This is a genomic window from Bradyrhizobium sp. CCBAU 45384 (assembly GCF_028128665.1).
In the GTDB taxonomy this organism is placed as follows: domain Bacteria; phylum Pseudomonadota; class Alphaproteobacteria; order Rhizobiales; family Xanthobacteraceae; genus Bradyrhizobium; species Bradyrhizobium manausense.
Map to the genome: position 1 here is coordinate 311,874 of NZ_LBIZ01000115.1, position 26,377 is coordinate 338,250.

The window sequence follows — 26,377 nt, forward strand, 5'->3', positions numbered from 1 at the left end:
TCGTATATAATTGTTCACATTCCGGACAAAAATTAGGAAGAAAAATGCCAGCAAAGATCACCGGGATCATTCCGCCCCTCACCACACCCTTCGACCAGAACGGCGATATCGACGAGAAGGCGTTTCGCCGTCAGGTGAAGCTCCTGCTCGACAAGGGTGTGCATGGCGTCTGTGTCGGCGGCAGCACCGGCGAGGGTCACACGCTCACCGCCGACGAATTCCGCCGCCTGATCGAGGCCTGCGCAGAGGAGCTGAACGGCAAGATCCCGCTCGTCGCCGGCATCATCGCAAACTCGACCCGCGAGGCCATCGCCCGCGCCCGCGCCATCGAGCACGTCAACGTCGCCGCGCTCCAGATCACGCCGGTGCACTATCTCTTCAAGCCGGACGAGGATGCGACCGTCGGACACTTCAAGACGCTGTCGGAGTCGGTCAAGCAGCCGGTCATCATCTACAACGTGGTGCCCTGGAACTATCTGAGCCCCGCGCTGCTCCTGCGCATCATGAACGAGCTGCCGGGCGTGATCGGCGTCAAGCAGAGCGCTGGCGATCTCAAGCTGATGGCCGACCTGCTGCTCGACGTGCCCGCGGGCAAGGTAGTGCTGACCGCGGTCGATGCGCTGCTCTACCCGTCCTTCGCCCTCGGTGCGCACGGGACGATTGCGGCCAATCCGGCCGCCGTGCCAGGCGCCTGCGTCGCCCTGTGGAACGCAGTCCAGCGTGGCGACCACGCCAACGCGCTCGAGATCCACAAGCGCCTGCTGCGGTTCTGGAACACCATCGTCGGCGACAATCTGCCGGCTTGCGTGAAGCATGCCCTCACCCTCCAGGGCTCGCCGAGCGGCCTGCCGCGGCAGCCGATGCCGGCGCCGACCGCTTGGCAGAAGGAGGCAATCGCGGCGGCGCTCAAGCCGTTGATGGAGGTCGAAGGCGGCGTGAGGCTCGTTGCGGCCGAGTAAGCATGCGAGAATGGGCGCGGCCGCATTGCCGCCGCGCCCGATTCCGTCTAAGTCGGATATGGTCCGCGTCCTGGATATTGCATCGTGGCGCCGCCCGAAAGGTCCGACATGACTAGCGTCGACAGCAGTCGACAGAGCGTGAAGTCGCTCTTCAAGATGCTCGAGGTCTTGGAGGCCTTTTCCTCCACGGATCCCGAACTCAGCGTGGTCGAAATCGCCCGCCGCACCAGCCTGCCCCGCACCACCGTTCATCGCATCGTCGACAGCCTGCGCAGCGTCGGGTTCCTGGAACAGGACGCGAGCCGCGATCGCTACCGCCTCGGCATAAAACTGTTCGAGCTTGGCGGCAGCGCGCTCACGAACTTGCCGCTTTATCGCGAGGCACCGCCCTTCGTCGATACGCTCGCCAAACTGAGCGGTGAGGACGTGCATCTCTGCATCTTCGATGGTGCGCAGATGGTCTTCGTTAACCGCCGCAATCAAATCGCGCGGCCCCACAACACCGTCATCACGATGGAAGCCTCGCCCTGTCACTCGACCGGCGTCGGCAAGGCGGCGCTCGCCTTCCAGAGCGAGGCGGTGATCGAGCGCGTCATCCGCGCCGGCCTCGCCCGCTTCACGCCGAACACCATCGTCGAGCCGAAGCGCTTGAAGACCGAACTGGCCGCGATCAGGACACGCGGATATTCGATTGATGACTGCGAGCACGAACCGGAGTTGCGGTGCGTGGGCGCCCCTATCCGCAACAGCACCGGTCGCGTCTTCGCGGCGATCAGTGTGAGTGGCCCGACGCGCCGCGTCACGCCTGAACGGGTGCCCGAGCTCGCACGCGCCGTGATGACCCACGCCGAACTTCTATCGATCCGACTGGGTTATCAGCCCGACTTGCAAAGCCGGACGGCTGCCCCTCTGCCGGAGCGCAACACGGCCAAAAAAAGTCGTCGGCGGACCACGGCAGGCGCAACCCACGATGAACGGTCTGTTTGATGGTACGCGACTGCAGGTGCTAATCGCGAACTTTCTTTCTGAGCGTTGAGACCTTGCCGTCGGCGCCCTCAGTGCCATCCGCGCGACAAGCAGGCCGGATAGCACCAAGCTTGATGCGACCACGACGCGGATTCGCTTAAGCCGCCTCACGCGCGAGCGACGGAACCGAATGGCCAGGTCGCAACTGCCAGTGCACGACAAGGAGACAGAGCCCGCCGATCGCCGCCAGCGCGCCGCCAACGGTGGAGAGAGCCGAGCCGAGAGTGCCCTGGAAGAATTGCGCGGCAACAACGGCGACTAGCGTCGGCGCGATTGCCGTTCCCGTAATGCCGACCCAGGCGAAATGAACCGCCGTGATCTTGCCGATCGCAGCTCCCGGCGACAGATGCACGATCGTCGATGTGCCGATGGTGAACAGGCTCGCGGCCAGAAGATTGAAGACGGCGAGCAGCATCCAGACCGCAACGATGGACCCCGCGACCGGAACAAGGACTGCCGGAAGGAAGATCAGCGCCGAGATCCCCACACCCAGGGCCGGGATCGCCGGCAATCCGAACCGGCGATAGACGGCATCGACGAGAAAGCCGGCGATGAACTGGCTGGCTGTGCTGAGAAACAGGACGATGAGACCATAGGTCAGTCCGATCTCGCCGGCCGGAATCTTCCACACGCGCCCGAGAAAGGCCGGTATCCAGGACGAGTACGCCACCGACAACATGATCGTTGCGGCATTCGCCAGAAACAGCGGGACGAAGACGAGCCAGCGATCGCGAACGGCTTCGAAGGCGTCCCTGAGAGCGATAGGTTGACCCGTTCCGACGGACCGCCTCGCCGGCTCCTTGAACGTGTAGACGAGCAAGGCCACCGGTAGCGCAATCGCGCCGCACGTGATCAGCACGAGCTGCCATGAGCGAACGGCGATCCCCAGCAAGGGTAGAACGTAGCTCCCGCTCTCCCCCACGAAGTGAAGAATTGCGCCGCCGCCCAATAGCGCCAGTCCGCCGCCGATGCTCGCGCCCATGGCCCAGATCGCGACGGCCCGCCCGCGAAACCGGGGATGGAAGGCGTCTCTGACCAGCGACATGCTCGAAGGTCCGCAGGTGGCTTCACCTGCTCCAGCGCCGCAGCGGCCAAGAAAGAGGCCTGCATAGGTGGTGACGGAGCCGCAGAGCATCGTCGAGATGCCCCACACGGTCATGCCCATGGCCAGGACCCGCCGACGCGGGAACCGATCGACCAGCATGCCGACGAACCATCCGCCGACCGCGTAGGTGATGATGAAGGCCGCTCCGATCAGTAAGCTCATCAGCGTGTCTGAAATCTGCAGGTCGCGCTTGATCGGCTGCACCAAGAGCGGCAGTGCTGCGCGATCGATGAACGCAACAGCATTCACGAGACACAGGACGCCAACCAACCACCAATCACCGAGTTGAGGCCGCTCGACTTCTTGTTCGGTTTCCATGCGTTTCCTTCTCCCTGACGTCATTGCGCCCGTTTCACTTCGCTTGAGCGGCCATCTCGCGAACGACCGCGTTGAATTTCGAGGGAGCTTCAAGCTTGAGAATGTGGCCGCAACCCTCGAATGGATACGATGTCGCCCGAGGTGCGGCGGCGAGGAGCCGTTCGGCGTGATCCTGCTGCGGCGCGACCTGATCGCGCGTGCCGGAGAGGATGGCGATCGGGCAGCGCACCTCGGAGATGATGTCGGGCGTGTAAACGGTGAACGTTGACCGGATCGCCTGTCGCCAACCCTGGGTCGTCATTGCGTCGCGCAGGCGTTCAACGTGCTGCCGAACCAGTGCCGGTGTGTCCGGTGTCAGCAGCCTGTCCGCGATGGCCGCACGCGACACCGGGATGTTGACGTCCGCCGTACGAAGCCAGGCGTTGAGCTCGGCGGTACGCGTATCACCGACGAGATGACCTCTGGCGGTGTTGGGTGCCGATAGAACAAGGCTAGCCACCAGCGCGGGATATTGTCTGGCGAAAGCCGTCGCCACAACGCTTCCCCAGGAGCTGCCGACCAGCGCCGCCAGCCGTCGCACGCCGAGCGCACGCAGCAAACCTTCCACTGCGCTCGCGTAGTCGTCGATCTTTGCGTCCTGTCCCGGGATTGGTGAGCTTCCACCGAAGCCGGGGGCGTTCCAGGCGATCACGTGGAAATCGCGCGACAGCCCGGCGAACTGGGCGCGGTATCCTGCCGAACTGGAGCCCAGCCCGTGCAGCATCAGCACCGCAGCATTGCTCGGATTTCCGGCGGCGCGATATTCGATCTGGCCCTGCTGCCCGGAATAGATCGATGACGCAACATCGACCCGGGCGAGGGCCGGCAAATCCTGCCCGAGGAACTCGGCATCGGCCGGAGACAAATCAGCCATCGCTCAAGCCCCAACGGCGAGATCGAGCCGTCTGGCGGGCTCGGCAGAACGGTCAGCTTCGTAGCCAAGCCGGTGCGACAGGCCCTTCGCCGTGTCGCGCAAGGCGCGGGCGAATGCGCCGTCGAGGTCGGCGCGGAATCGGCCCGCCTCACCCACTGCGGTCAGCGCCAGCATCGCGCGGCCATCCGCATCGAGCGCGGGCGCGCTGAGGGCGTTGATGACCGTCTCGCTGCGATAGAAGGTCTCCAGCCCCTGCCTGGCGAGGCCCTGGCGGCGCACCTCCGCGAGGCGTTCGTGCCAATCGCCCTCCGAAGTCGCCAGGTCCTGACCCGGCAAGGCCGTCTCAGCAATTGCTTCAGGAGGAAGGTACGCAGCGAAGGCCAGACCAGTCGCCGTCGATGTAACCGGGAGGATCAACCCCACGGGAAGCGCTTCGCTCACCGGAGCGGATGCCGGCTCCCAATGGGTGATGGTCGGACCGTGGGCGCCCCAGACGGCGAGCGCCATCGTCTCGTCGAACCGCCTGACCAGACGCTCGATCGCACGCATGCCGAGCCGCATCGCCGAGAGCTGGACCTGCTTGCAATCGGACGACAACGTGCTGTCGGCCAGATCATGCGGATCCGCCAGCAGATACCGGCCATTGCCGAAGACGAGCGGCTTCCGCTCGGCTTGGTCGATCGCGACGACCTCACCGACATAGATCGTGTGGTCGCCGCCCGGCACCCGGGACACGACCCGACATTGCAGCCGGGCGCTGCAATCGCGAAGCAGCGGCACGCCGCCGGCGCCGAGATCGACCTCGATGCCGGCGAACTTGGCATGCGAGGATTTCGCAAACCGCTTCGACAGCTCGATCTGGTCCTCGGCCAGGATATTCACGGCAAAGCGCTCGGCCTCAAAGAAGGCCGGATGACTGCCGCTCTTCACTGCCTGGCTCCAGAGCACCAGCGGCGGATCGAGCGACACCGAGCTGAACGAATTGGCCGTCACGCCATGGAATTGGCCGGCGTCATCGACCGTCGTGACCACGGTCACGCCCGTGACGAAGCTTCCGAGCACGCGCCTGAGGTCGCGGCTGTCGAACGAGGGAGCATCGGGCATTTCCACCTCCTCAGCGTTCATCCGTTCTTTGCGTTTACGCGGCAACTGCTTCGGCCGCTTCCACCGCCGGCATGACATGCTCGGCGAAGCGGCGGATCGAGGCCGCGGCCTCCGCGTGCGGCATGGTCCCGAACATGAAGCTTCCGATCACATAGTTCAGTCCACCCGACGCGACCTGGTCGGACAGAATTTGCGTCACCGTCCGGGCCGAGCCGGCAATCGCATGGCCGGATTCGACGAGTTGGTCGAACGCGGGCGGCAGCTTCGCATTCACGGGCTGCGTGCCGTGCTTGCGCCAGAGCTTGATGAAATTCTCGTAGAATGTCGGCCAGGCCTTCCGACCGAGCTCATGGGCCTCGCGGTCGGTCTCGCCGACGATGATGTAGCGATTGACGCCGATGAGCGGCGAGCTGTCTTGCAAGCCAGCCGTGGCCATTTCCTCGCGATAGCGGTCCGAAATCGCACGCACGCGCGAGACCTGCCCGCCGCAGACCACGTTCACGCCGTTGCGCGCCGGCCAAACCACGGAATCGGGCGAGCCAACCGCGTACCACATCGGCGGACGCGGCCGCTGCAGCGGCTTCATTTCCACCGTATAATCATTCAGGCTCCAGAACTCGCCCGTCGTCGTGACGGAATCCTGCGTAAAGCAGCGCTGGATCGTCTCAAAGGCCTCCGCATACATCTTCGCCGCCTTCGCGGAGTCGATCCCGATTGCGTCGAGCTCGTGCGGTGAGGCGCCGCGCCCGATTCCGAACTCGAACCGGCCACAGCTCAGATGATCGAGCATGCAGATCTCTTCGTAGAGGCGCGCCGGGTTGTAGGTCGGCAGCAGATAGACGAGCGGACATAGCCTCAGCCTCTCGGTGCGCTGCGACAGCGCGGCCATCCACACGCTGGGCGACGGCGTCGTGCTCAGGGGCGTGCCGTGATGCTCGCTCATGTGGAAGCAATGGAAGCCGAGACGATCGTAGAGCTCGGCGAGCTGAAGCCGGTTCTCGTACTGCTCCGCCAGCGGAAGGCCGGAACGGTCATTCTGGTCGAAGACGCCGAATTTCATGATTGATCTCCTCGTTGGATTGATGTGCGCAGGCCGAGTCAGGCCGAGGGGCCGGGCCGAACGTGAAGCTGAAACAGATTGCCTTCGGGGTCGGCGAAGGTTGCGACGCTGCCGTGCGCGCCCATGTCGCGGCTTGCCAGATGCCGGCCACCGAGCCGCTCGATCCTTGCTGCAACGGACGCAAGGTCGGCCGCGTCGAACACGATCACGCTGCCGCACGCGTCCTTCGCCGCCTCAGCTGCTGAACTCAGTGCAAACGCAAGCGGCCCGGCCTTGAACTGGCACCATCTGTCGTGATCGCGAAACGACAGCGGCAGCTCCAGCGCCTCGGCGTAGAAGGCCTGCATGCGATCCATGTCATTGACGACCGTGTAGACGCTGCTGATGGCACCAAGGGGCATCTCTTTTTTCCTCCCTCTCCATGAATTCAATATTGTTGAATATATACCTTATTGTTGTATCATGCTTCCCGTCTTCATTTGTGTCAATCTCGATTCCCTGAACGGGTCGAAGGAAGCAAATCTGGAGAAGAAGCCGCGCCGAGGCATTCGGTCGGTCGAAATTGCCTTTCGGACTCCCGCGTTACGCAGGGGAGCCAGCAGGCGATGGCCTCGAAGGGAAGATCGCGCCGCTGGCGGGCCTGACGACGAGCGCGGCACATCTGATCGAGCGGGAGTGGGGCGCGGTGTTCGGCGGCAAGACCGAAAGCCGTGACTAACCGACCCGGCTTCTAGTTGGTGCCCTATCTCTTGAAGCTGCCCTTAGAGCAGTTCACGCGGCGGCTTGGAGCCTTTTCCGTTCCGATTGATCGGATCCTCGGATACCCTATTCTAGCCGCGTCGGCGGAACTGCTGAAGTTGATGGATGGCTGCATGAGAGCGGAGATGGGCAGGCTCGATGAGCAGATGGATCCCTTCCACCCTGCCGATCGTCTGACGACGGCGGATCGCGTCCCTGAGAACCTAGGGCTTGAGCAAGTCGACGCGGCGTCGTTGGTTGACGCGGCCCGAGAGGAAGCCGCCTCGTCGCCCGCGCATTTTGGGTCGGGCCAGGCGGCGACCGGCGTAACGGGCTCTACCAATTGGATCGACCGAGCAGGTCGCATCTGGCGACGCCATCTCCAGCGCGATCAACTCCCCCGGACGACCGGAGGGTCGATGGGAAACTTGGAGCGGTGGTTGATCGCACTGCTGAGCGTCGGCTTGGTCGTGAGTGGCGTCTGCGTAATCATTGTCTTCATGCAGGTCAACGCGCGCAAATTGGAGATCGCAACACTGCAACGTGATATCATCGCGCTCAAGCTACGCGTAGCCAGGCTCGATCAGATCGCAAGCGCCATTGAGATACGCGAAAAGGCAAGCAGTGGAACACCCAAGCCGCCGTTGGAGACCCAACCTGGCCAGGCGCCGCTCATCCTGTCACGTGAAGAGATTCAGTTTGTCCGGGACTATATCAAGCCTGCACCTGCTGCCGGCCCCGCGACTGAGACGATAAAGGTCGGCGATCCCGTCGTGGGAGAAACCGTTCCCTTTGCCTCTGCGATCACGGACAAGGTGCGGAAACTGCTCGGCGCGCGATTTACCGTTCGCGATGGCGTTGTTGTCATCGTCCGCAGCGGCAGCCGTCAAGCTGACGCTGTGATTGGGCCAAATTGACGAGAACTGGCCGCGATCGCAGGAGCCGATCGCCCCCTTAAGGCTGATTGTTTGGCGGTCTTTCGATGAAGCGCCGGCTGCCGTTGAGAAGCTCGAGGTTATTGGCGATGACCGGGTTGCCTGGATCGAGCGAATAAGCCTTCTCAAACTTTCGACGGGCTGCACTCAGATTGCCGCGCAGCATGTACGAATATCCCTGGTCATTCAGGATCTGAACCGTCTCGCCTCCCAGCCGGATCGCCTGGGCATAGGCCTGGTCGGCAAGGTCGAAACGACGCAGCTTGTCGTAGCTCGCCGCGAGCCCAATCCAGGCAGTGACGTCCTTGGGTGATTTCTCGACGGCATCCTTGAAATAGCGCTGTGAGAGTCCGTAACTGCCGCGATTGTAATGCTCCAGGCCCAGCCGCACAGGCTCGTCCGACGGGTAGTACTTGACGTCGGTCGGCTCCTGCACGGGGTCCCCGCCGGGCGGGTCGACGGGAGCCACGATTGCAGCCTCCCGCAATGTCTGCTCGCAGCCAGCAAGGGCTGTCCCCAGGCAGCAATAGATCAGCATTAAGATGATGCGCCGCATAACCCCTGTCCCCGCCTGGCCCGGCGCACTCGTTGAATTATCCTGGTCAAATTGTCCAACGCTAAGCCCTTCGGCTCTTCACCTGGTTCCTAGCCCGCCGCCGACCGGCACCGATACGCCAGCGTTCGATCCGGGCGGCAATCCGTCGATGTTGACATTCTGGGTGATCGGAGGCTGCTGGCCCAGCAGCTTCGTCGCAGGAGAGATATCCGGAAGCTGATCCACCGGCTGTTGCGTCTTGCCGTAGCGCGTGACGGCGGCACCCACGCGACGGGCGTCGGATGCAATCCTGCGATCACCCACGTATCGCGGCCAAGGATTGACGGTGTGGGTGACGGCGTTGACCTGTTTGGCATCGCCGGCGGTCATCGTGATGGTATCAGAACGCTGGAAGTAGCGATCCACCTCGTCGTGACCGGCGAGGCCGTAACATCCCCCGAGCAGCAAGGGCGCGAATAAAACCAGATACCTTATGGCCATCTCTCGCTCCGCTAGTTGAGGGTCTTCACGACCGGCTGATCGGTAACGACAGCGGCTGGCGCGGGAACGGGCGCCCTGAGCTCGGGAGCGATGATATGGCCGTACGGGCCCTTCACGTCTCCGCCGGAATTGACGTAATCATTGTAACGCTTGCGGACTTCCATCTGGCCATTGAGAAAGAAGTCGACATCATTGGCTGGAAGGCGCGAGTCGAGCGGCGACGCCAATTGCTGACCGGGCGCCGCCGGCGCAACCAGGCGCGGCGTCACGATGATGACGAGGTCCGTTTCCTGCTGCTGGTACGACTTGCTGCTGAACAAGCTTCCGATCACGGGCACCGAGCCGATCCAGGGCAACTGCGAAACGTCCTGCCGGTTGCGAGTCTGGAGCAAGCCGGCGATGGCAAAGCTCTGGCCGTCGCGCAGCTCGACCGTGGTGCGCGCGTCGCGGCGGCTCAACGCCGGAATGACCGTCCCCGCAATCTGCACAGCATTGGAGAAATCAAGCTCGCTGACCGACGGCTCGACCCGAAGGTTGATCACGCCGCGCGACAACACGGTAGGAACGAACGCCAGCTCGACGCCGAATTTCTTGAATTCGATGGTCACCGTCGGGACCAATCCTGCGGTCCCCGCCGTAGACGCCACCGGCACCGGGAATTCACCGCCAGCCAGGAAACGCGCCGCATCGCCCGACAGCGTGGTCAAGTTTGGCTCCGCGAGCCGGCGAGCCAATCCTTTGGTTTCCAACGCAGAGATCAGCAGGTCGACCGAGCCTCCGTTGGATGTCCGAATGATGCTGGTCAACAAGCTTCCGAACGGCGTAGGCGATACACCACCTGCGGTGCCGACGAGCGTCCCGATCGTTCCGAGGACCGGAAGGCTGCCGGTCGGAGGAGAGCCGACCGCGCCATTGATGCCACCGATTGGCTGTCGACTTGCCGTCGCCGCGCCCAGGCCTGTATTCCCTACGTTTGTACCATTGGCATTCGCGGCATAAAGATTGACGCCCAGATTGCGACCGGCATCCCGATTGACCTCGAGAAAGCGCACCTCGAGCATCACCTGTTGCGGCGCCGCGACGCTCATCGCGTTGACGACGACGCCTCCTTTAGCAACCGTGCTGGTGGCGATCGCCATGGCCCGCTCGGCCGCAACGGCGTCGGTTGCGGTTCCGCTGAGCACCACCTGCCCCTCGGAGGCCGAGACGCGCACGCCCTGCATGCCCGTGCTGGACCGGATGTTCTGCTGCAGATTGCCGGTATCGATCACGACCTCGACGTCGAGGATCCCGATCTGCTTCATCGAACTGTCGAACAGAATGACGTTGGTGGTGCCGGTCTGCTTGCCCTGGACATAGATCATGTGGTCGCTCAGCGACTTCACATCGACGATGTCGGGCGAGCCTGCGACGATGGTCGCAAAAGGCGTATCGACCTTGAAGGTCCGGGACTTGTTGACGACCACCTTGACCCGCTGGACGTCGTTCATCTCGCTGACGAAGACGCCGCCGGTAGAGCCCTTCCGATCCGCTGCCGCTGCGCACTCAACGGAATTGAGAAGGGCAAGCGCTGCACCAAGTGCGATCACGCTCGAGGCGACAAGCCTGGGCCCTGCCCCGTCCGAAATGCGACCGCTTCCCATTTCGATTCCCCCTCGCCGCGACCCGCGACTATCCCCGTAAATCTACGTCCCAGGAATCTACCTCCCAGGCGCCCTAACAGCTCTCCATCGCGCCACGTCGTAGAGCTTACAAATGTCACACTACAAATCCGTTACAGTCCGCGCCGCCCAGGCCACGTCTCGTTTTCAGCCGGCCGCAAGGTGCGGACCAAGATCATTTCCCTCATGCGGTCTAGTTGCAAGGAGAGAGCCTTACCGCAGTGCCGCAACAGCATAGAAAACGAGTCGATGTTGCCAGCGTGCACCACTTTTCCGGTCCGCCTGGAACCAACCTGCGACAGCGTTTCGGGGCGGGTTCCACCGCCTGCCCATGACGCGTTGCTGTCGATTTTCGGCAAATCCGTCCGAAAGGCAGGCCCCACTCTCCACCCGCTTGATGCATTCCCGAATCGCGCCCGGGACCTAGAAGGGAAGGGTCGTGGAGGCGCTCGGCGCGTTCAACGCTGTGCCCCAGATCGGCATGATCATGCTGAAGCCCGGATCCGATGCCGTTACGGTAAGTGCGGAGGCTCCCGAAGTCGTGCTCAGCGTCGGCGTGAGCCCGCCGGCGAACAGCATTGGGGCGACGGCCTGTTTGGCCGCAGCGGATGGTAAGGGATCACCGGTACAGGTCGGTGTGGTTCTGCTGAGCGCGCTATTGACGTAGCAGTCGTTGATCATCCAGGTCCGGGCACCGGCATTCGCGAGCGCCCGCAAGGACTGCATGGTGATTGCGTAACGCCCCAGATCGAAGATGGTGAACATCAAGAGGAAAAGCGGCAGGGCGACGAGGCAGAATTCCATCGCCCCAATGCCGCGCTGATCGAGCTTTCTCATCACTGCACCAACTGAACATACTGGGCTTTCGGCAGCCTCGTTTGCGATGGGCACCCAGTAGTGTCAAAGGTGGCATTGCCGTTGAACGAGACCGACGCGGCGATCAACTGGCCACAACTGCCTGTGCCACCCACGGCGATCCTCGGATCACCCTGAAACGTCACCGCTGCGTTCGGCGCATAGATGTTTCCTGTGAGGTTGATGTTGCTGGTTCCACCGAATTGCACCGGCTCCGCTGAAGCATCGTACATCGCCATGTACTGCAGTAACGACGCGCTGGACTGGAGAGCCGATGGAAGAGACGACGCACTCGGGGCCGTAGACGGTCCCGCGAGGGTGAGCGTGCCGCCGCCCTTCGTGTCGATGGTCGCCCCTGGTAGCAGGATGAAGGTCACGCCCGCCGTACCATTGATCGAGGAGCCGCCGGTGAGGGTCAGAGTGCCTGATATGAAGTACACCCCGCCTGCAGCCAACGTGAAGGCGTCAGTCCCCTTCGTCTTGAAATTATCATTCGTGCATGGTTTGGCAGCCGTGTAGGGGGTGAGCACGGTTGCGGGGGTGCATTTTGCTAGACCGCATTTGGCAGGGAGCGTGGGGCTCGCTCCGCACAACGTGGTGATTGCGCTATCAAGATCGGAGAAGGGATTCTTGGTCGGGGCCGGCATATACGTCAACGCCGTGTTACAGAACGATACGGTACCCGTGCAGCCGCCGACAGAAGACAACGAGCCGAGGTTCATGCTCATCCCGCCGCCGGTGAAGTTGATGGCGTCCTTGGCGGGATCGTTCGAGGCCATGCCGCAATTCGGCGCATCGATGTTCGGACTGCCCTGGAAACTGATAGAGCCGGTCAATGACAGAACGCAGGGTGGAAACAGCACGCTCTTGACTGAGGCCACGGCTGTCGCGGGTATGGTGACGGTGGTTAAACCAAGCACTTGTGCCAGGTAAGCCGGCTGCTGCTGGGTGACAGTGGCTTGAACGTAAGTTCCGGCCGTCCCGTTCCACGACGTGAGCGAAGCGATCTGGACCGTCTGAGAGACTCCCGCCGGAAGGCTGGTGCTACACAGGGACCCGGGATAGGACGTCGAACCCGCGTTGCAGAACGTATTCGCTGCCGCCGCCTGCTTGGCGCGATAGTCCACAGTCTGCGTAACCGCACAGGGTGCGTTCGACAAGCATAGTTGCTGCATGGCCCCCGAAACGGCAGCCGCATCGGCGGCATTCTGTGCGTGTTGCTTGGTCACGTACCATGACCCCGCCTCGCCCCCGAGTGCGACCACCCCGATCAGCGGCAGCAGGGCAAGAACGGTTGCGAAGGCGGCGGAGCCACGACGAGAGTGAAGCAAGCTACGCATCGACCACTCCTATTGAAATCGTTGCGCGTAAGACAGCGTGTACGAACAGGAACTCGCACACAACACTGTCGTCAGGATGATGGGCGACAAGATGACAGTCGTCGTGTATGAATAGTACTTTGGCGAACCAGAATTGGCTGCGGAGCAGGCAGCCATGGTGTCGCCGCAAAGGACCTGAAGATTGTTGATGGGATAACCGGCAACCGAAGTCGGCAGTGCAGACTTCCAGGCCGCCCAGTCGGTAACGTCCTGTGGTGGGGCGTACTGAATCCTTTGCCCGAAGGCGCGCACGGCTTCCCACGCCGATACGAACTGAAAGCCGGCGGCCGCAACGTCGGCGAGCGGCAGAAGCAGGCTCACGCCAAGAAAAGAGAAAACCATCAGCATCTCGAACGCCGCGGCGCCGCGCCGATCCGCAACGAACGACCTTTGATGGCTGATGCGTCCGCCACGACGGGCACTTACCGCTTTGGCACGCCGGCTCCGGGCATGAGCCATTCGAACGATGTCAATGACAACTCGACCACGCATAGCCGCTCACCAGACGTAAGGGACCAATCTCCAACGCGACGCTTCGTAACTGGAATATTCCGGGCACATGCGCCGAAGCAGATCTTCCTCGTATAGAATTCGGCAGACCTGGACGCCGATATGCAGGACCAGCACGATCACTGTGAGCGGTGTCAGATATTGCAGCACCACGCCCACGATCACGATCTCTTCCGCGAAATAGAGCGGATGCTTGATCCAGCGATAGGGACCGGTTTGCACGACTGAACGCGCCTGCGGCACCAGGCTGAACGACCGCCCCAGGTGGCGGATGGTGACGAGCATCATGATCATACCGATCAACACGCAGGTGGTGGACGCCAAGTTCGGCAACGCTTGCTCCGTTTTGCCGAAGAAAGTGATCGTCCACGGCAAGTAGGAGCCGACGAACGCAGCGATCCTGGGCAGCGCCCCGTCCGCATGCGCCTTTGCCGGCGACCTCGTCATGATCAACGCGGCCAGTAGGATATAAAAAACCGCGAGGCAAACGCTCGACAGGAGCGATGGCCAGGGCTCGGCGAATGACCCGATCCTGATGGCGACGCAAAATGCCAGCAACATGAACCATAGGCTTCCGAGCACCTGCATCACCCACTCGTAAGACCGGTTTTTCGACAGGACTGCCGTGCTCATGATCTACTTCATGCCTAAGTTGGAGAATGTGCGCACGAGGTGCAGAAACGGACTTCCACCCAAAATGATGAACATGGCTGGAAGCATGAACAACACCATCGGAATGGTCAGCTTCGCGCCCAGCTTGTGCGCGCGTTCTTCGAGCTTGGTGATACGCTCTCGCCGGAGGTCGGCCGCGATGGTGCGCAGAGCCTGGCCCAGTGGCGTTCCGAATTGCAGGCTTTGGCTCACCATGGTGCCGAACCGGCGAAGTCCTTCCGACGTGGATGCCAGTTTCTCGAACGCCTCGCTACGATTTGGCAATATCCGGAGATCATCGAGAAGGCCGTACAACACCCGGGCCATGGCAGGCTCAGTCTGCTTCATTTCTTCCGCGACGCGTTCCAGCGCGCTTTCCAGCCCCATTCCCGCCTCGCTACAGACGACCAGCAAGTCGATCATGTCCGGCGTGCCTCGCCGAATGCCGGCATTGAAACGCCGGGTCAGCACCAACAGGATCAACCGCGGCCCCATGATGCCGAGCACCACGCCGATGAGACTGAAGATCAGCACATCGGTCAGTGGCTTCCCAAGAAGCTGGGCAACAAACAAGGCAATGATCGGAAACAGGAACATGCTGACAGTCTTGACGCCAATCCAGATCGACAAGGTTCGATGAGGATTCAAGCCCGACGCTTGGACGACGGTTCGGAGTTGGTCCAGATTTTCCGCGGAGTAGAAGCGCCGATAACGCGTGCCGAGCGACGAAAGCCAACCGATCATGTCCTGGAGAGGCGCTGGCCGGGCGGGAAGGCCCAGCACAGCGTTGGATACCCGTGTGTTCAACGCGCGAATGTGGATCTCGTGGATGACCAACACGAAGGTCGCGGTCGCAAGTGCAATGGCGAGGGCCACCAAACCGAGACCAACACTCATAGCGCTGTTTCCCTTCTGACCATCCAACGTATCACGAGGGACCCGATGATCACCGAGGCTGCGGCGTAAGCCAGGAGCCTGTTTCCGGTCGGATCGTAGAGCAGCAGATCGACCGTTTCCGGATTAATCGCGTAGAGCAGCCCACCGACGATGACGGGCGACACTGACAGCGCGCGTGAGGAAAAGATCACCTCGCCAGCTAGAGCCTTCGCACGAGCAGCGAGCGCAACACGTTGCCTCACGGTATCTCCCAGTGTTTGCAGGGTCTCGGTCAAGCTACCACCCGACTTCAATTGGACTGCAAGCGTCACCGCAAAGATCCCGTATTCCGTCACCTGGGTTCGCCGATAGATGGCTTCCACCGCCTCCTCCGGAGGTCGCCCCAGGCTCACCTCGGTGCACACGATGGCAAACTGTCCAGCCGTCGGTTGCGGCATCTCGCGAGCAATGGTGCGAAAGGCTTCGGTTACGGGCAGCCCCGATCGAACGGTGCTTGTGACCAGCTGGATCGTGTCGGGGAGCTGTCGGAACAGTTGACTGGCGAGACGATGCCGCTGCCATCCGAACAGGCCGCGCGCCACCATGGTCGCTACGATCGCAGCCACTGGATACGCGTAGAAGTTGGAGAACTTCAGCACGCTATTGGCATAAAGGATTGCAACTGCCCCGGTCACGCCGGCAAAGAGCACATAAGCGGGATTCCAGGCGTAAGCTATCCCATCCTTGTAATTGACCACACGGAAGAGAAGCTGCCAGCGGGACGCGTTATCCAACCGACGAATTGAGGGCAGGTATGCCGGATCTGAAACAGGCAGGGCTTTCTCGACCTGACGATCGATGCGTCGCTGTCGTGCGTCGAGCCACAGCGTCAAGACCGCTGCGAGTACCAGGAGCACAAGGTCACTGGTGGTCAAAAATTCCAGCATTATAGCTGCCTTATAGCCTCAGCCCAGGCCCGATCGAGCCCGTAATAGGTAAGACGACTCTTGAATTTCGGGACAGCCGGGGTGGACCTGTAGGTGCCCGATATCCGCCCGTGAACATCCTCGTGTTCGTATTCGAACGCCGCGATGTCATTGGTGGTGATCACCTCGCCTTCCAGCCCGATCACCTCGGCGATCTGGATCACGCGACGCTGACCATCGCGCATGCGTTCGACCTGCACGATGATATCCAGCGCCGCAACGATCTGAGACCTGATCGCCCGCAGCGGCAGATTTGGCTGTCCCATCTGCACCATGTTCTCGATACGGGTCATTGCGTCGCGGGCGCTATTGGCATGCACCGTAGAGATCGAGCCGTCATGACCGGTGTTCATCGCTTGGAGCATGTCGAACGCTTCGGCGCCGCGCACCTCGCCTACGACGATCCGGTCAGGACGCATCCGCAGTGCGTTCCACACCAGGTCGCGTTGCGTCACCTGCCCGGTGCCTTCCAGGCTCGGAGGCCGCGTCTCGAGGCTGATCACGTGGGGCTGTTGAAGCTGCAGCTCTGCTGCATCTTCGACGGTGACAATGCGTTCGCTGTGATCGATGAATTGGCTGAGGGCGTTGAGCAGCGTCGTCTTGCCGGAACCGGTGCCGCCGGAGACCAGGATATTGAGCCGCGCCCGCGCGGCGATCTCCAGCAGTTCTCCGATCGCCGCCGTCACCGAGCCGTTCTTGACCATCCCGGCCATGTCCAAACGGCGGCTTGGAAATTTCCGGATGGATATGCAGGGGCTATGGATCGCCAGCGGCGGGAAGATGATGTTGACCCGGCTGCCGTCCGGCAGGCGGCAATCCACCATCGGGCTGGATTCGTCGATGCGCCGGCCGACTTGCGCGGCAATCTTCTGCGCGACGGATGCGATGTGATCATTGTCGCGAAATCGGACCGCGATCCGTTCCAGCTTGCCGCTTCGCTCGACATAGATATTGTTCGGTCCGTTGACCATGATGTCGTTGATCGATTGATCCAGCAGAAGCGGACGAAGCGGCCCGTAGCCGGTCATGTCGTCCGCAATCTCGTCCGCGAGCTGAAACTGCTCGCGGCCCGACAGTTCGAGCCGCTCCTCGTTGGCGATTCCGTGGATGATTTCCTCGATCTGCCGCCGAAGGACATCGCGCGAAACAGTCGCGGCCACCGACGGCTCGATCTGCTCGATGACGCGTTCGCGCAGCGAGGCCGGCATCACCGGCCGCGCGATCGCGGGCTCGTCGTGCCTTGCAGATGCAGGCGGGCTTGGCGCAGATGCCTGCAAGCTCGACGTCGACGCAGGCAAGCTTGGCGTCAATGCGGGCAAACGACCTGGCGTGTCGTCTTCGCGTCGACCAAACTTCTTCATAGCCCGAGCAGCCTCCTCAACCGTCCCTTCCGCTCGGCACCCACCCCGGAGATCTCCCGGACAATTGGAGCGAGGTGACGTCGCAATCCTGATACGTGCTTGAGAGCTGGAATTCCGAGATTGACCGCCTGGGTCATGCCCTTGCCGAGATCTGGAATCACCATGTCCGGCTCTGCGCCCAAAGCTTTGACGATCGTGGCCCTGGGAAGGCCACCGGGACGACCGGCGCGGTTGAGCAAGGTAAAGACCCGATCCTTGCCGGCGATGTTGGTGACGGCGTTGCGCAGTGCATGGGCGTTGCGAAGTCCGGTGACTTCGGCTTCGAGCAACACCAGCACGTGACGGGAGAGAGTGATCACCGAATGGATCGATGGCGGGAACGGGACCGGCACATCGACAACGATGTAATTGAACCGCTGGCGGAGCAGACCCAGCACGTGCCGCACGCCCGCTTCGGTGATGTTCAACTGCGCATCTAGGTCCTCATCGGCGGAGATCAGGCAAACCCGCTCGTTGACGTCAATTGCCGCGCGTTCGAGGAACAAGGTATCCGCCCGCATCGGGTTTTCCAGGGCAATGCGCAGTCCTGGCCCGGGCTGGACCCCGAGCATCACTGCCGTTTCGCCACCTTGGAGATGAAGGTCGAGCAGCGCGACCTTGGCCTTGGTGGTGTCGGCCAGTTGCAGCGCGAGATTGATGGCGATGCTCGTTGCGCCGGCGCCCCCCTGCGCACCGCAGATCGAGACCACATGCCCGCCACGATCGGTCGGACCGGGCGCCACATCGCCAAGCAGCTTCGGGCGGAGCTGGTCCAAGACCATATCACGCGTCAGCGGTCTCGGCAGATACTCCGTCAACCCGATTTCCATGAGCTCGCGGTAGAAGGTGATCTCCCTGCTCTCGCCGATCAGAGCCACCCGGACGTCGGGCGGGCAGACGCCGGCCAGCCTCTCCAGTTCGGTAAATGGATCATCGATCCCGCTGATGTCGGTCACCAACGCGAATAGTTCGGTGTCGGTCTCGAGCATCTTTATCGCGTTGCGGATCGTGCCGCGCCGGATCGACAGATTGCTGCCCTCGAGCCCTTTGCGCAGAGCCGCTGCGCTGAGCTCGTCATTGACGAAACAGACGATCCGGTTGCGCGTTACAACGGACGCCGCTTCTTCAGGCGAACTGACTACTGCGATGTTAGCGATCACCACTGCCTCCCCTACCGACGCGACGATTCGGCCGAAACGATCGACGTTGACGGAGCGCTTGCCGGCGACGCGCCGCCAATCGACGCCGTGCGCGTGTTCCCCGCATCGTCCTTCCTGACTGAGTATTTCGTGCTGTTGTTGCGTGCATAAATCACGACCGTCGCGTCCGTCTCCCCCATATCCTGCCGATCGACCGCGGACCGCACGGCGAGGGAGAGCTTTCCGAGCTGCCCTGCGATGACGACTTTCTTGACCTGCTCGGGCGCAAGCTGCAGCGATACGGTGCGCGCGACCTTGCCGGCCGTGGCGTTGCTGGCGGAGCCGCCCTGCACGATCTCCTGATCGATCGCGACAATTCGAACATTGTGAGCGACGGTTTCGCTCAGCGCGCCATGCTGGTGATCCGGATCCTGCTTCTCGCCATTTGTCGTCGATGGCTGCTGGGTCAATACGACATCCACATAGTCGCCCGGCCAGATCAGGCCCGAGACACCAGAGGCGGCATCAACGTTGATGCTGACGGCGCGGCTATCCGGAGCCAGGACGCTAGCGAGAAAGCCCCGTTCGCGCGGACGCAAGATGTCCTTGGACGTGACGGGATTGCCGGTGTCGAGGAAGTTGCGAACCAGAGATCCGCGAAGTCCGATCCTGGCGTCGGGGGTGTCCATAATTGCGCCGGCAGGAACGCCATCCGACGTCGGCACCGAGCGCACTGCGAAATCCTCATCGCGGACCAGTGTCCCTCTTGGGAGCGGGTGAACCGCGACAAAATACCCGACAGGGGGAGGCGCCGGAACGCTTTCCGTGATCTTGGCGACCGGGGCCTGTTCTTTCGGCAGGTTCATGTTGTAGCCGACGAGCCCGAGCGCAACGGTCGCGAACACGAACACCATGATGATCGAAAGACGCAAAGCGGATGACATGTCAAAGTCCTCTGCTGAAAATGGTCCAGATACCACCGCACGCGATAGCAACCCCGTAAGGAAGCGGCGCATGTCGCAGGTGACGCCACCGCTCGACCGCGTAGACGCGGCGTGCGAACGACGATCCGGCGGGTGCTAGTCTGGGATATGGCAGGAGGCGCATCATCAGATGCACCAGGGCAAGAACGCCGCCGGCCAGCGCGGTTACGGTCAACAACTGTACGATGCCTGTCAACGGGAGGCCAATCGCCAAGGCGACCAGCAACTTGACGTCGCCGCCGCCAATCCATCCCCGCTGATAAATCATGAACAGCAGCAAGAACAGGATCGCCCCTGCGATCAGGGATTCGGCGAGTTGCAGCGGGCTGTCCAACTGACCGGCGATCCCGAGAAGCGCCAGCACCAGACAGACGTCATTTCGGATCAAGCGCGTCGCCACATCAATCGTTGCGACATACAGCAACAACACGATTTCGAGCGACGAGATTATAGGAACGATCCAACTCACGGAATGCAGCCTCAAGAAACGCGAGCGCAACAAAAAACTAAAACTGGGTCACGTGAGAAAAACTGGGTCACGTGAGAAGAAGCGGAGGGGCATATTTCGATGCCCCTTCCGGGCGTCAGATGGCTGCATCACACGGCTGCAGTGAAGGCGGTGGTGATTGTGGTGATCCCACTCGTGAGCGCCGTCCCGATGGCGCCCGTCGCTCCCGTACCGAACGCCGCAGACACTGCGCCGATGATACAAGCCGCAACGATGATGTACTCGAACGACACCACGCCGTCCTGATCCGTGCGAAGGCTCTTCAAGGCCTCCGTGGCCTTGACATAATAGTTCAACATGCGGAGCACTCCTTCTTGCAGGATGACCCACCATTGCTGGGAGGCACGTTCCGATGCCTCCCGCCAAGTCAGGTGGTCGTATTACACGGCCGCGGTGAACTTGGTGGTGATAGCGGTGATCCCGCCGGACAGCGCCGTCCCGATAGCACCGGTAGCTCCGGTACCGAACGCGGCAGACACTGCGCCGATGATGCAAGCAGCGACGATGATGTACTCGAACGACACCACGCCGTCCTGGTCCGTGCGCAGACGCTTCAAGGCTTCCGTGGCCCGAATATAACACTTCAACATAGGAGGAATCCCTTCTTGTGAGATGATTTTGCAGACACTCGGCAATTTCCAGCGGCTGCGGATTTGTGTCCGGCCCCGCCAGCGCCAAACCATCTATTAAATATTTATTATCGTCAACATTTAATGTATTAACAACTGCGGCGGTAGTTAATTCGCAAGATAAAGGCGACGCAAGTTCCAGATGCTAAAACCTAAGTAATGCAATATGATAGCTGGTCAGACAATCAAAATTTGGCAGAGCACCCGATTAAAATCGGCAAAGAATCTCCGGATTACTACGGGGAGGCAGCGGTTATAGATCTGTTATTAAATTCGGCAATTTTGAACCATCGTGGTGCATCAACCTGTCAATTCACTCACACGATGGTCGAGCGGATGCTGCGACCGCAGGGAGCAAATTTCGCCACGTGCAACGGCGCGACGCAAGACATCTGCCCACCGGTGAGGTGATGCCTTAAGATTCCAATCTCACTGATCTCAACTCGAGCGGGATTCAGTCAAGCCCAGCGAGATACCAGCTATTTAGAAGCGGCCAGATGCATTAAGCGCAGTTAGGAAAGCGTCGAGGCAACGTCAGGATGCAAGCTATTCGGAAAATCGGGGGCCCGTGCGGTACGCGCTATGGATGGCCTTGAAGGCTCGTATCTCTCAAACCGCACTCCTGGGCTCTAGCTTTTCAAGCCATTTGGGTCGTCAAGCGATGTTGGCCTCTACGATGAGACATTTGATCTTTCGTCGCTTAACTCGGCGTCGCTACTGGATTGCCTGTTCCATCGGTTGCTTGATGGGCTACTTCTGCCGAAACGACTGGTTGAAAGACATCGCGAGCGGCCCAACGATGTATTCAAACGCGGTCCGTTGAACGGTCGGAATCATGACGGTCGCCGGCATGCCAGGGTAGAGGCGGATATTTGGCATGCCCGCCAATTCGCCCTGATCAATCCGGACGAAGGCCGTATAGTACGGCGCATTCGTTTTCGGATCCGTGAGGCGGTCGGCCGAGACCTGGATGACGTCGCCATGAATGATGGGCACGATGCGTTGCTTGTAGGCCGTTAGATGGACTTCGGCGCGCATGTCCGGATGCACGTCGCTGATGTCCTCGACAGCGATCTGCGCCTCGATAGTCAGCGAGTCCTCGTCCGGAACGATGTCTAGGATCTTCTCGCCGCGCTGGATGACGCCTCCGACCGAAAACACGTTGAGACCCACCACCCGCCCGGTATAGGGAGCGCGAATTTCCATTCGGCCCAATATGGCCTTGGCACTCAGCGCTTTTGGAATCACTTCGAGAAGTTTAGCTTGCGTATCGCGTAGATCCTTGGTGACCTCAGTCATCCGATCATTGTCCAATTGGGAGATCTGCTGCTCCTGCTCGGCGATCGCCTGCCGCGCTTTTGCGATATTGGCATTTGTATCGGCAATCTGGCCTTCCAGGCCGTACGTAGTCCGCTCCAATTGCAGGATGCGCGGGCGCGCGATCAGGCCACGCTCGACCAGGGGCGCAATATCCTTCGCCTCGTGGCGAACGGAGTTGATTTGATCGGTAAAGGCCCTGACCTGCGCCTCCGCACCAACGATCTGCGACCGAAGCTGGTTGATCTTCTCGCGAATGACGCTTCTTTGCCCTTCCAGGGACGCCCGTCGGCTTTCGAACTGGCTGAGCTGACCGTTCCAGACACTCCTGAAATAGGGATCGTTGGATCGTGCATTGAGGTCCGACGGCATGCCGAGATCGGACCCATGCTCGAGCTCCGTCAGGAGTCGGACTTCCGTCGCACGAAGCACGGCGTACTGCTGGTTGAGCACCTCATATTCGGCATGCGCCTGAGTTTCGTCGAGAACGATCAGGAGATCGCCCGCAAGTACACGCTCGCCTTCCCTGACATGCAGTTCCTTGACGATGCCGCCATCAAGGTGCTGGACGCTCTTGCGGTTGCCATCGACCTTGACGACTGCGTTGGCGACCACAGCGCCGTTCAGCGGCGCGGTTAGCGCCCAGGTGCCGATGCCGCCGAAAAAGGTCGCGATGATCAGCCATCCGGCGAACGCCACATAGCGGATGGAATCGGGCGGCGCATTGTCATTCTCACGCCTCATCCAACTCGGAACCAGAGCGGGTCGTTGCGTTCCAAGCGCGAAATCCGACAGCGCCATCTGTGGTCTCCTAAGTGGTTACTTCCCGGACCGCGTGAATCGGCACGGGGCGCGTCAGGCGCGACAGAACTTCTGCACGTGATCCGAACATTTCGACGACGCCTTCGCGGAGTACCAATATCTTGTCGACAACACCGATGGTGGTCGGCCGATGGGAAATGATCACGACCGTCGTTCCGCGCTTCTTGAGTTGCGTGATGCAGTCGGCGAGCGCTGCATCGCCCTCGGAATCGAGGTTCGAACTGGGCTCGTCCAACACAACCAGGCTGGGATTGCCAAAGACCGCCCGCGCCAGCCCAATGCGCTGGCGGTACCCGCCTGAGAGGATCGCGCCCCCCTCCCCGATCTGCGTGTCATAGCCATCGGGAAGCCGAAGGATCATTTCATGTACCCCGGCCATCCGCGCTGCCAGGATAATCTCGCTGTCCTCTCCGTCGCTGAACCTGCCGATATTGGCCGCGACGCGATCGGCAAACAATTCGACGTCCTGGGGTAAATAGCCGAGATGCTGGCCGAGCGAGGTTCTGATCCAGCTGGATACATCCGCTCCGTCAATGCGAACGGCGCCTGCCGATGGCACCTGCACGCCCACGATGTGGCGCGCTAGTGTTGATTTGCCAGCACCGGACGGCCCGATGATTCCCAGCACCTCGCCTGGCTCGATCTGAAACGAGACGTTCCGCAGAATCGGCTTCGAGAAGCCGGGCGGTACACACGAAAGTGCTTCGACAGAAAGGCGGCCCTCGGGGCGCGGAAGCGTGAGGCGAGGATCCTCCGTTCGGCCGGTTGCCAGCAGTTCGCGCAGCCGCAAGAACGCGCCGCGCGCCGAGACAAGACCGCGCCATGATCCGACGATCTGCTCGACCGGCTGCAAGGCGCGGCCAAGCAGGATGCTGGCGGCGAACATCGCGCCGGCCGTCGACAGGCGCTCGATCACAAGATAGGCGCCAAGGCCAAGGATCAAGGACTGCATCGAAAGGCGCAAGAAACGGATCATGCTCTGGATCGTCGCAGCGCGGTCGCTTGCGGTGACCTGGCGCTCGAGCATCCGGTTGCGGTCCCTGCTCCAGCGTCTCAGCAGGCCTGCCGTCATCCCCATCGCCCGCACCACTTCGGTGTTGCGCAAGCTCATCTCGGAGAAGTTGTAGTTCCTGCTTGCCGCTTCATTGGACTCCAACAGTGGAGGCTTGACGATCCACTCATTGAAGAGAGCCATCAGGATCAAAATGATCGCGCTACCCAGCGCAAATGCGCCCAAGAATGGATGCAACGCGAAGATCACCGCGAGATACACCGGCGTCCACGGCAAATCGAGGATGGCGTGAACCCCCGTGCCGGTTATGAACTGGCGGAAAGTATCGAAATCGCGCAGCAGGTGGGTGCGTGCTCCGCCGGAAGCTGCCGCGCGATCGATCACCGCAGTCATGACGCAAGGCGCGATATTCCGGTCGAGGCGCATGCTCGCGCGCGTCAGTACCCGCGCACGCACCATGTCGAGGCTGGCAAGTGCAGCAAATGCCAGCAGCAGCGCGATCGTAAGCATGAGCAGCGTGATTTCGCTCGCACTCGAGATCACGCGGTCGTAGACCTGCAGCATATACAGCGGCCCGGCCAGATAGAGCAGATTGATCGCCAGGCTGAAAATGGCCGCCGTGACGAAGTAGCCTTGCGAAGGCTTCAGCAGTCGCCGCAACTCATCATGTCGTTTGGACGGTTTCGTCAAATCGGATACCTCACGCAATCGAGCCCATCAAGAACGTCCAACAGTTGCAGCATCGGCGCCTAGGGTCTCCGTCATACCGTTCAGGCGATGTGGTGCGGATCATAGGCGACCACGATACCGTTGGTGGCATCTGCTTTTGTAGTAAAGCCGGTCGGATCGTATTGCCCGAGCAGGACGATGTTTGCGGTGTGAGCGCCGTCTGAGATCGTCAGACTGCCGGCGGTCCCCGCCTGGTTTTCGATGAAACTCACCGTGGTGGCAGCGCCGAAGCTGATACCCTTGATGTCGATATCGTCATTGCCATCGAGGCCGTTCACCGTGCCCGAGAAGTGGAAGGCGTCATCGAGGATCAGGTGGCCGGCGGCCGTCACGTCGAACTTGATATTAGCCGCCACGCCTGCCTCGAACTCGATGGTGCCACCCCCACTGATCAGGGCATTGCCATTGCCGGTGACCTCGCCCATTGCGGCGACGGTGCCGCCATTGGCCCAGATCAGTCCGCTGTTGGCGACCGCACTGTCGAGGACAAGCCCGCCTGTGCCGGTCGCCTCCAGCGTCCCGGCGTTGGCGATCACGTTGACGCCGGTGTCGATCACCAGGGCATGGACGCCCGTGGCATCAATCGTGCCCTCGTTGCTCAGCGTCAGGCTGCCCTGCCCGATCTGGCCGGCGCCGGAGATCACGTTGTCGAGGTTGTCGAGCGTGACGCCGGGAGCCGTGCCGGCGATGACGTTATGATCGTCGTCCGACAGGACCATCTGACCGGCGCCATCGAGTGTGATGCCGGTTTGGATCAGCTGCAGCAGCGTGTCGTCGCCCGAAGCCTGTAGCTGGATCGTGCCGGTGTTGTGGATGATGCCCGACAGCGGCAGCATCGCGCCATCGCCGATCGTCATCGGACCCGCGTTCTCCGTGGTCGGCGTCACGTCGAACTCAAAATTTGCAGCCGTCAGATCCGCCGCATGCACCCCGTCGAGCGTGATGGTCTGGCCGTCGGCCAACGTGATCACCGCATTGCCGCTCGCGTCATCAGCGGCATGAGCCTGGACGTCGGCAAAGCTCTGCCAGCGGTAGCTGATCAGGTCGATCACGTCGGAGGACACCTCGAAGCTGTGTACGACATCGTTGCCGATCGGCTGCGAGAACACGAAGGTGTCGTGACCGCTCGAGCCGGTCAGGGTGTCGTTGCCGGACCACGCGAAGATGGGGGAGCCGGGCGCATAGGCTTCAAGGTTGTTGACGATAACTGCTGTTCCTCCCGTGCCATCCGGGTTGGTCCAACTCTCTGTCACGTGCAGTAGCGTCGCGCCTACAAAGCTAGAGGACGTAGTGATGCTCAAAGACGCCGGATCAGCGGTCGCAATCGTCCATGAGCCGTTGTCCTCCCGCGTTCCGGCATTGAGGGTCCAATCTGATGACATTCCCGTGACCGTTAGCGTAATGGTCGCACCCAAGACGTCGGTAAGCGCCAGGTTGATCGCTTGGCCGGCCGCTCCAGCGGGCGCCACAGTTGTCGTGGAACCGCTGAACGTGTTTCCCGCCGCATCTGTAGCTGTTGCGGTTATTGCATCTCCAGTATTTGGCTTTTGGGGGTTGGGTATGTTGGTGAGCGTCCAAGTATGCGTGGAGTTGTTTATCGTAAATGTACCGCTCAGGGTAGTGGCGCCATCCTTCACAGCGATTGTCGAGACATTTGCGACATCACTGAACGTTCCTGAAATGGTCGTGTCATTCTTGTGGACAGTGTTGATCTGGATTGTTGGAT

26 protein-coding genes and 1 pseudogene are annotated in these 26,377 nt (G+C 61.4%); 4 read left to right on the top strand and 23 right to left on the bottom strand.

From position 1 onward, the window contains the following. Nucleotides 1-44: 44 nt before the first annotated feature. Nucleotides 45-959, top strand: a complete 915-nt coding sequence (locus XH80_RS29390) for a dihydrodipicolinate synthase family protein (protein WP_271601588.1) — start codon at nt 45-47, stop codon at nt 957-959. 108 nt (nt 960-1,067) lie between these two features. Further along, nucleotides 1,068-1,946 carry an IclR family transcriptional regulator gene (locus XH80_RS29395; RefSeq protein ID WP_271601589.1) on the top strand — a complete coding sequence of 293 codons (879 nt, stop codon included), beginning with the start codon at nt 1,068-1,070 and terminating at the stop codon, nt 1,944-1,946. A 136-nt stretch (nt 1,947-2,082) separates the two neighbouring features. On the opposite strand, the gene XH80_RS29400 is transcribed toward XH80_RS29395, so the two are convergent. From XH80_RS29400 to XH80_RS29420, 5 genes are read right to left on the bottom strand one after another with little or no spacing between them, the layout of a single operon-like run. Next, complete coding sequence (locus tag XH80_RS29400) at nt 2,083-3,408, bottom strand: MFS transporter (protein ID WP_271601590.1); 1,326 nt, start codon at nt 3,406-3,408, stop codon at nt 2,083-2,085. Between the two features lie 34 nt (nt 3,409-3,442). Then, a complete protein-coding gene (locus XH80_RS29405) occupies nt 3,443-4,321 on the bottom strand; it encodes an alpha/beta fold hydrolase (protein WP_271601591.1) in 879 nt (292 codons plus the stop codon). Between the two features lie 3 nt (nt 4,322-4,324). Further along, nucleotides 4,325-5,425, bottom strand: coding sequence for a flavin reductase (locus XH80_RS29410; protein ID WP_271601592.1), 1,101 nt, complete (start codon nt 5,423-5,425; stop codon nt 4,325-4,327). A gap of 34 nt (nt 5,426-5,459) precedes the next feature. After that, nucleotides 5,460-6,485 (bottom strand): LLM class flavin-dependent oxidoreductase, encoded by a 1,026-nt coding sequence (locus XH80_RS29415; protein ID WP_271601593.1) that lies wholly within the window; start codon nt 6,483-6,485, stop codon nt 5,460-5,462. A 38-nt stretch (nt 6,486-6,523) separates the two neighbouring features. After that, complete coding sequence (locus tag XH80_RS29420; RefSeq protein ID WP_271601594.1) at nt 6,524-6,886, bottom strand: VOC family protein; 363 nt, start codon at nt 6,884-6,886, stop codon at nt 6,524-6,526. 161 nt (nt 6,887-7,047) lie between these two features. On the opposite strand from XH80_RS29420, the gene XH80_RS29425 reads away from it, so the two are divergent. Beyond that, nucleotides 7,048-7,203: a hypothetical protein gene (locus XH80_RS29425; protein ID WP_271601595.1), complete on the top strand. Its 156-nt coding sequence runs from the start codon at nt 7,048-7,050 to the stop codon at nt 7,201-7,203. A 19-nt stretch (nt 7,204-7,222) separates the two neighbouring features. Beyond that, on the top strand, nt 7,223-8,140 hold the full coding sequence (locus XH80_RS29430; RefSeq protein ID WP_271601596.1) for a hypothetical protein: 918 nt from the start codon (nt 7,223-7,225) through the stop codon (nt 8,138-8,140). A 37-nt stretch (nt 8,141-8,177) separates the two neighbouring features. Here XH80_RS29430 and XH80_RS29435 read toward each other — a convergent pair whose 3' ends face one another. From XH80_RS29435 to XH80_RS29520, 18 genes and pseudogenes are all read right to left on the bottom strand, one after another. Then, on the bottom strand, nt 8,178-8,714 hold the full coding sequence (locus XH80_RS29435) for a tetratricopeptide repeat protein (protein WP_271601597.1): 537 nt from the start codon (nt 8,712-8,714) through the stop codon (nt 8,178-8,180). A gap of 78 nt (nt 8,715-8,792) precedes the next feature. Beyond that, nucleotides 8,793-9,194 (bottom strand): hypothetical protein, encoded by a 402-nt coding sequence (locus tag XH80_RS29440; RefSeq protein ID WP_271601598.1) that lies wholly within the window; start codon nt 9,192-9,194, stop codon nt 8,793-8,795. A gap of 11 nt (nt 9,195-9,205) precedes the next feature. Next, complete coding sequence (locus XH80_RS29445) at nt 9,206-10,837, bottom strand: type II and III secretion system protein family protein (RefSeq protein ID WP_271601599.1); 1,632 nt, start codon at nt 10,835-10,837, stop codon at nt 9,206-9,208. A 441-nt stretch (nt 10,838-11,278) separates the two neighbouring features. Continuing rightward, entirely contained in the window at nt 11,279-11,692 is a 414-nt protein-coding gene (locus XH80_RS29450) for a TadE family protein (protein ID WP_271601600.1), read from the bottom strand. Beyond that, the gene (locus XH80_RS29455; RefSeq protein WP_271601601.1) at nt 11,692-13,050 is read right to left on the bottom strand and encodes a pilus assembly protein TadG-related protein; all 1,359 of its coding nucleotides are present in this window, start codon (nt 13,048-13,050) and stop codon (nt 11,692-11,694) included. Before XH80_RS29455 ends, XH80_RS29450 begins: the two co-directional genes overlap by 1 nt. 9 nt (nt 13,051-13,059) lie before the next feature. Next, the gene (locus tag XH80_RS29460; RefSeq protein WP_271601602.1) at nt 13,060-13,581 is read right to left on the bottom strand and encodes a hypothetical protein; all 522 of its coding nucleotides are present in this window, start codon (nt 13,579-13,581) and stop codon (nt 13,060-13,062) included. 6 nt (nt 13,582-13,587) lie between these two features. Further along, nucleotides 13,588-14,187, bottom strand: coding sequence for a methyltransferase family protein (locus tag XH80_RS29465; RefSeq protein ID WP_271601603.1), 600 nt, complete (start codon nt 14,185-14,187; stop codon nt 13,588-13,590). Between the two features lie 48 nt (nt 14,188-14,235). After that, nucleotides 14,236-15,147 carry a type II secretion system F family protein gene (locus tag XH80_RS29470; RefSeq protein ID WP_271601604.1) on the bottom strand — a complete coding sequence of 304 codons (912 nt, stop codon included), beginning with the start codon at nt 15,145-15,147 and terminating at the stop codon, nt 14,236-14,238. Further along, the gene (locus XH80_RS29475) at nt 15,144-16,073 is read right to left on the bottom strand and encodes a type II secretion system F family protein (protein ID WP_271601605.1); all 930 of its coding nucleotides are present in this window, start codon (nt 16,071-16,073) and stop codon (nt 15,144-15,146) included. The genes XH80_RS29470 and XH80_RS29475 overlap by 4 nt, the downstream gene beginning before the upstream one ends. Further along, nucleotides 16,073-17,473: a CpaF family protein gene (locus tag XH80_RS29480; protein ID WP_271601606.1), complete on the bottom strand. Its 1,401-nt coding sequence runs from the start codon at nt 17,471-17,473 to the stop codon at nt 16,073-16,075. The genes XH80_RS29475 and XH80_RS29480 overlap by 1 nt, the downstream gene beginning before the upstream one ends. Then, on the bottom strand, nt 17,470-18,672 hold the full coding sequence (locus XH80_RS29485) for an AAA family ATPase (RefSeq protein WP_271601607.1): 1,203 nt from the start codon (nt 18,670-18,672) through the stop codon (nt 17,470-17,472). The genes XH80_RS29480 and XH80_RS29485 overlap by 4 nt, the downstream gene beginning before the upstream one ends. 11 nt (nt 18,673-18,683) lie before the next feature. After that, nucleotides 18,684-19,565 (bottom strand): Flp pilus assembly protein CpaB, encoded by an 882-nt coding sequence (gene cpaB / locus XH80_RS29490; protein WP_271601608.1) that lies wholly within the window; start codon nt 19,563-19,565, stop codon nt 18,684-18,686. 31 nt (nt 19,566-19,596) lie between these two features. Then, entirely contained in the window at nt 19,597-20,112 is a 516-nt protein-coding gene (locus XH80_RS29495; RefSeq protein WP_271601624.1) for an A24 family peptidase, read from the bottom strand. Nucleotides 20,113-20,231: 119 nt separating this feature from the next. After that, a complete protein-coding gene (locus XH80_RS29500; protein ID WP_271601609.1) occupies nt 20,232-20,441 on the bottom strand; it encodes a hypothetical protein in 210 nt (69 codons plus the stop codon). 81 nt (nt 20,442-20,522) lie between these two features. Next, nucleotides 20,523-20,732, bottom strand: coding sequence for a Flp family type IVb pilin (locus XH80_RS29505; RefSeq protein WP_271601610.1), 210 nt, complete (start codon nt 20,730-20,732; stop codon nt 20,523-20,525). Between the two features lie 789 nt (nt 20,733-21,521). After that, nucleotides 21,522-22,889 carry an HlyD family type I secretion periplasmic adaptor subunit gene (locus XH80_RS29510; RefSeq protein WP_271601611.1) on the bottom strand — a complete coding sequence of 456 codons (1,368 nt, stop codon included), beginning with the start codon at nt 22,887-22,889 and terminating at the stop codon, nt 21,522-21,524. A gap of 10 nt (nt 22,890-22,899) precedes the next feature. Next, nucleotides 22,900-24,612: a type I secretion system permease/ATPase gene (locus XH80_RS29515; RefSeq protein ID WP_271601612.1), complete on the bottom strand. Its 1,713-nt coding sequence runs from the start codon at nt 24,610-24,612 to the stop codon at nt 22,900-22,902. A gap of 80 nt (nt 24,613-24,692) precedes the next feature. Then, a pseudogene (locus XH80_RS29520) lies at nt 24,693-26,377 on the bottom strand (beta strand repeat-containing protein); the annotation flags it as partial.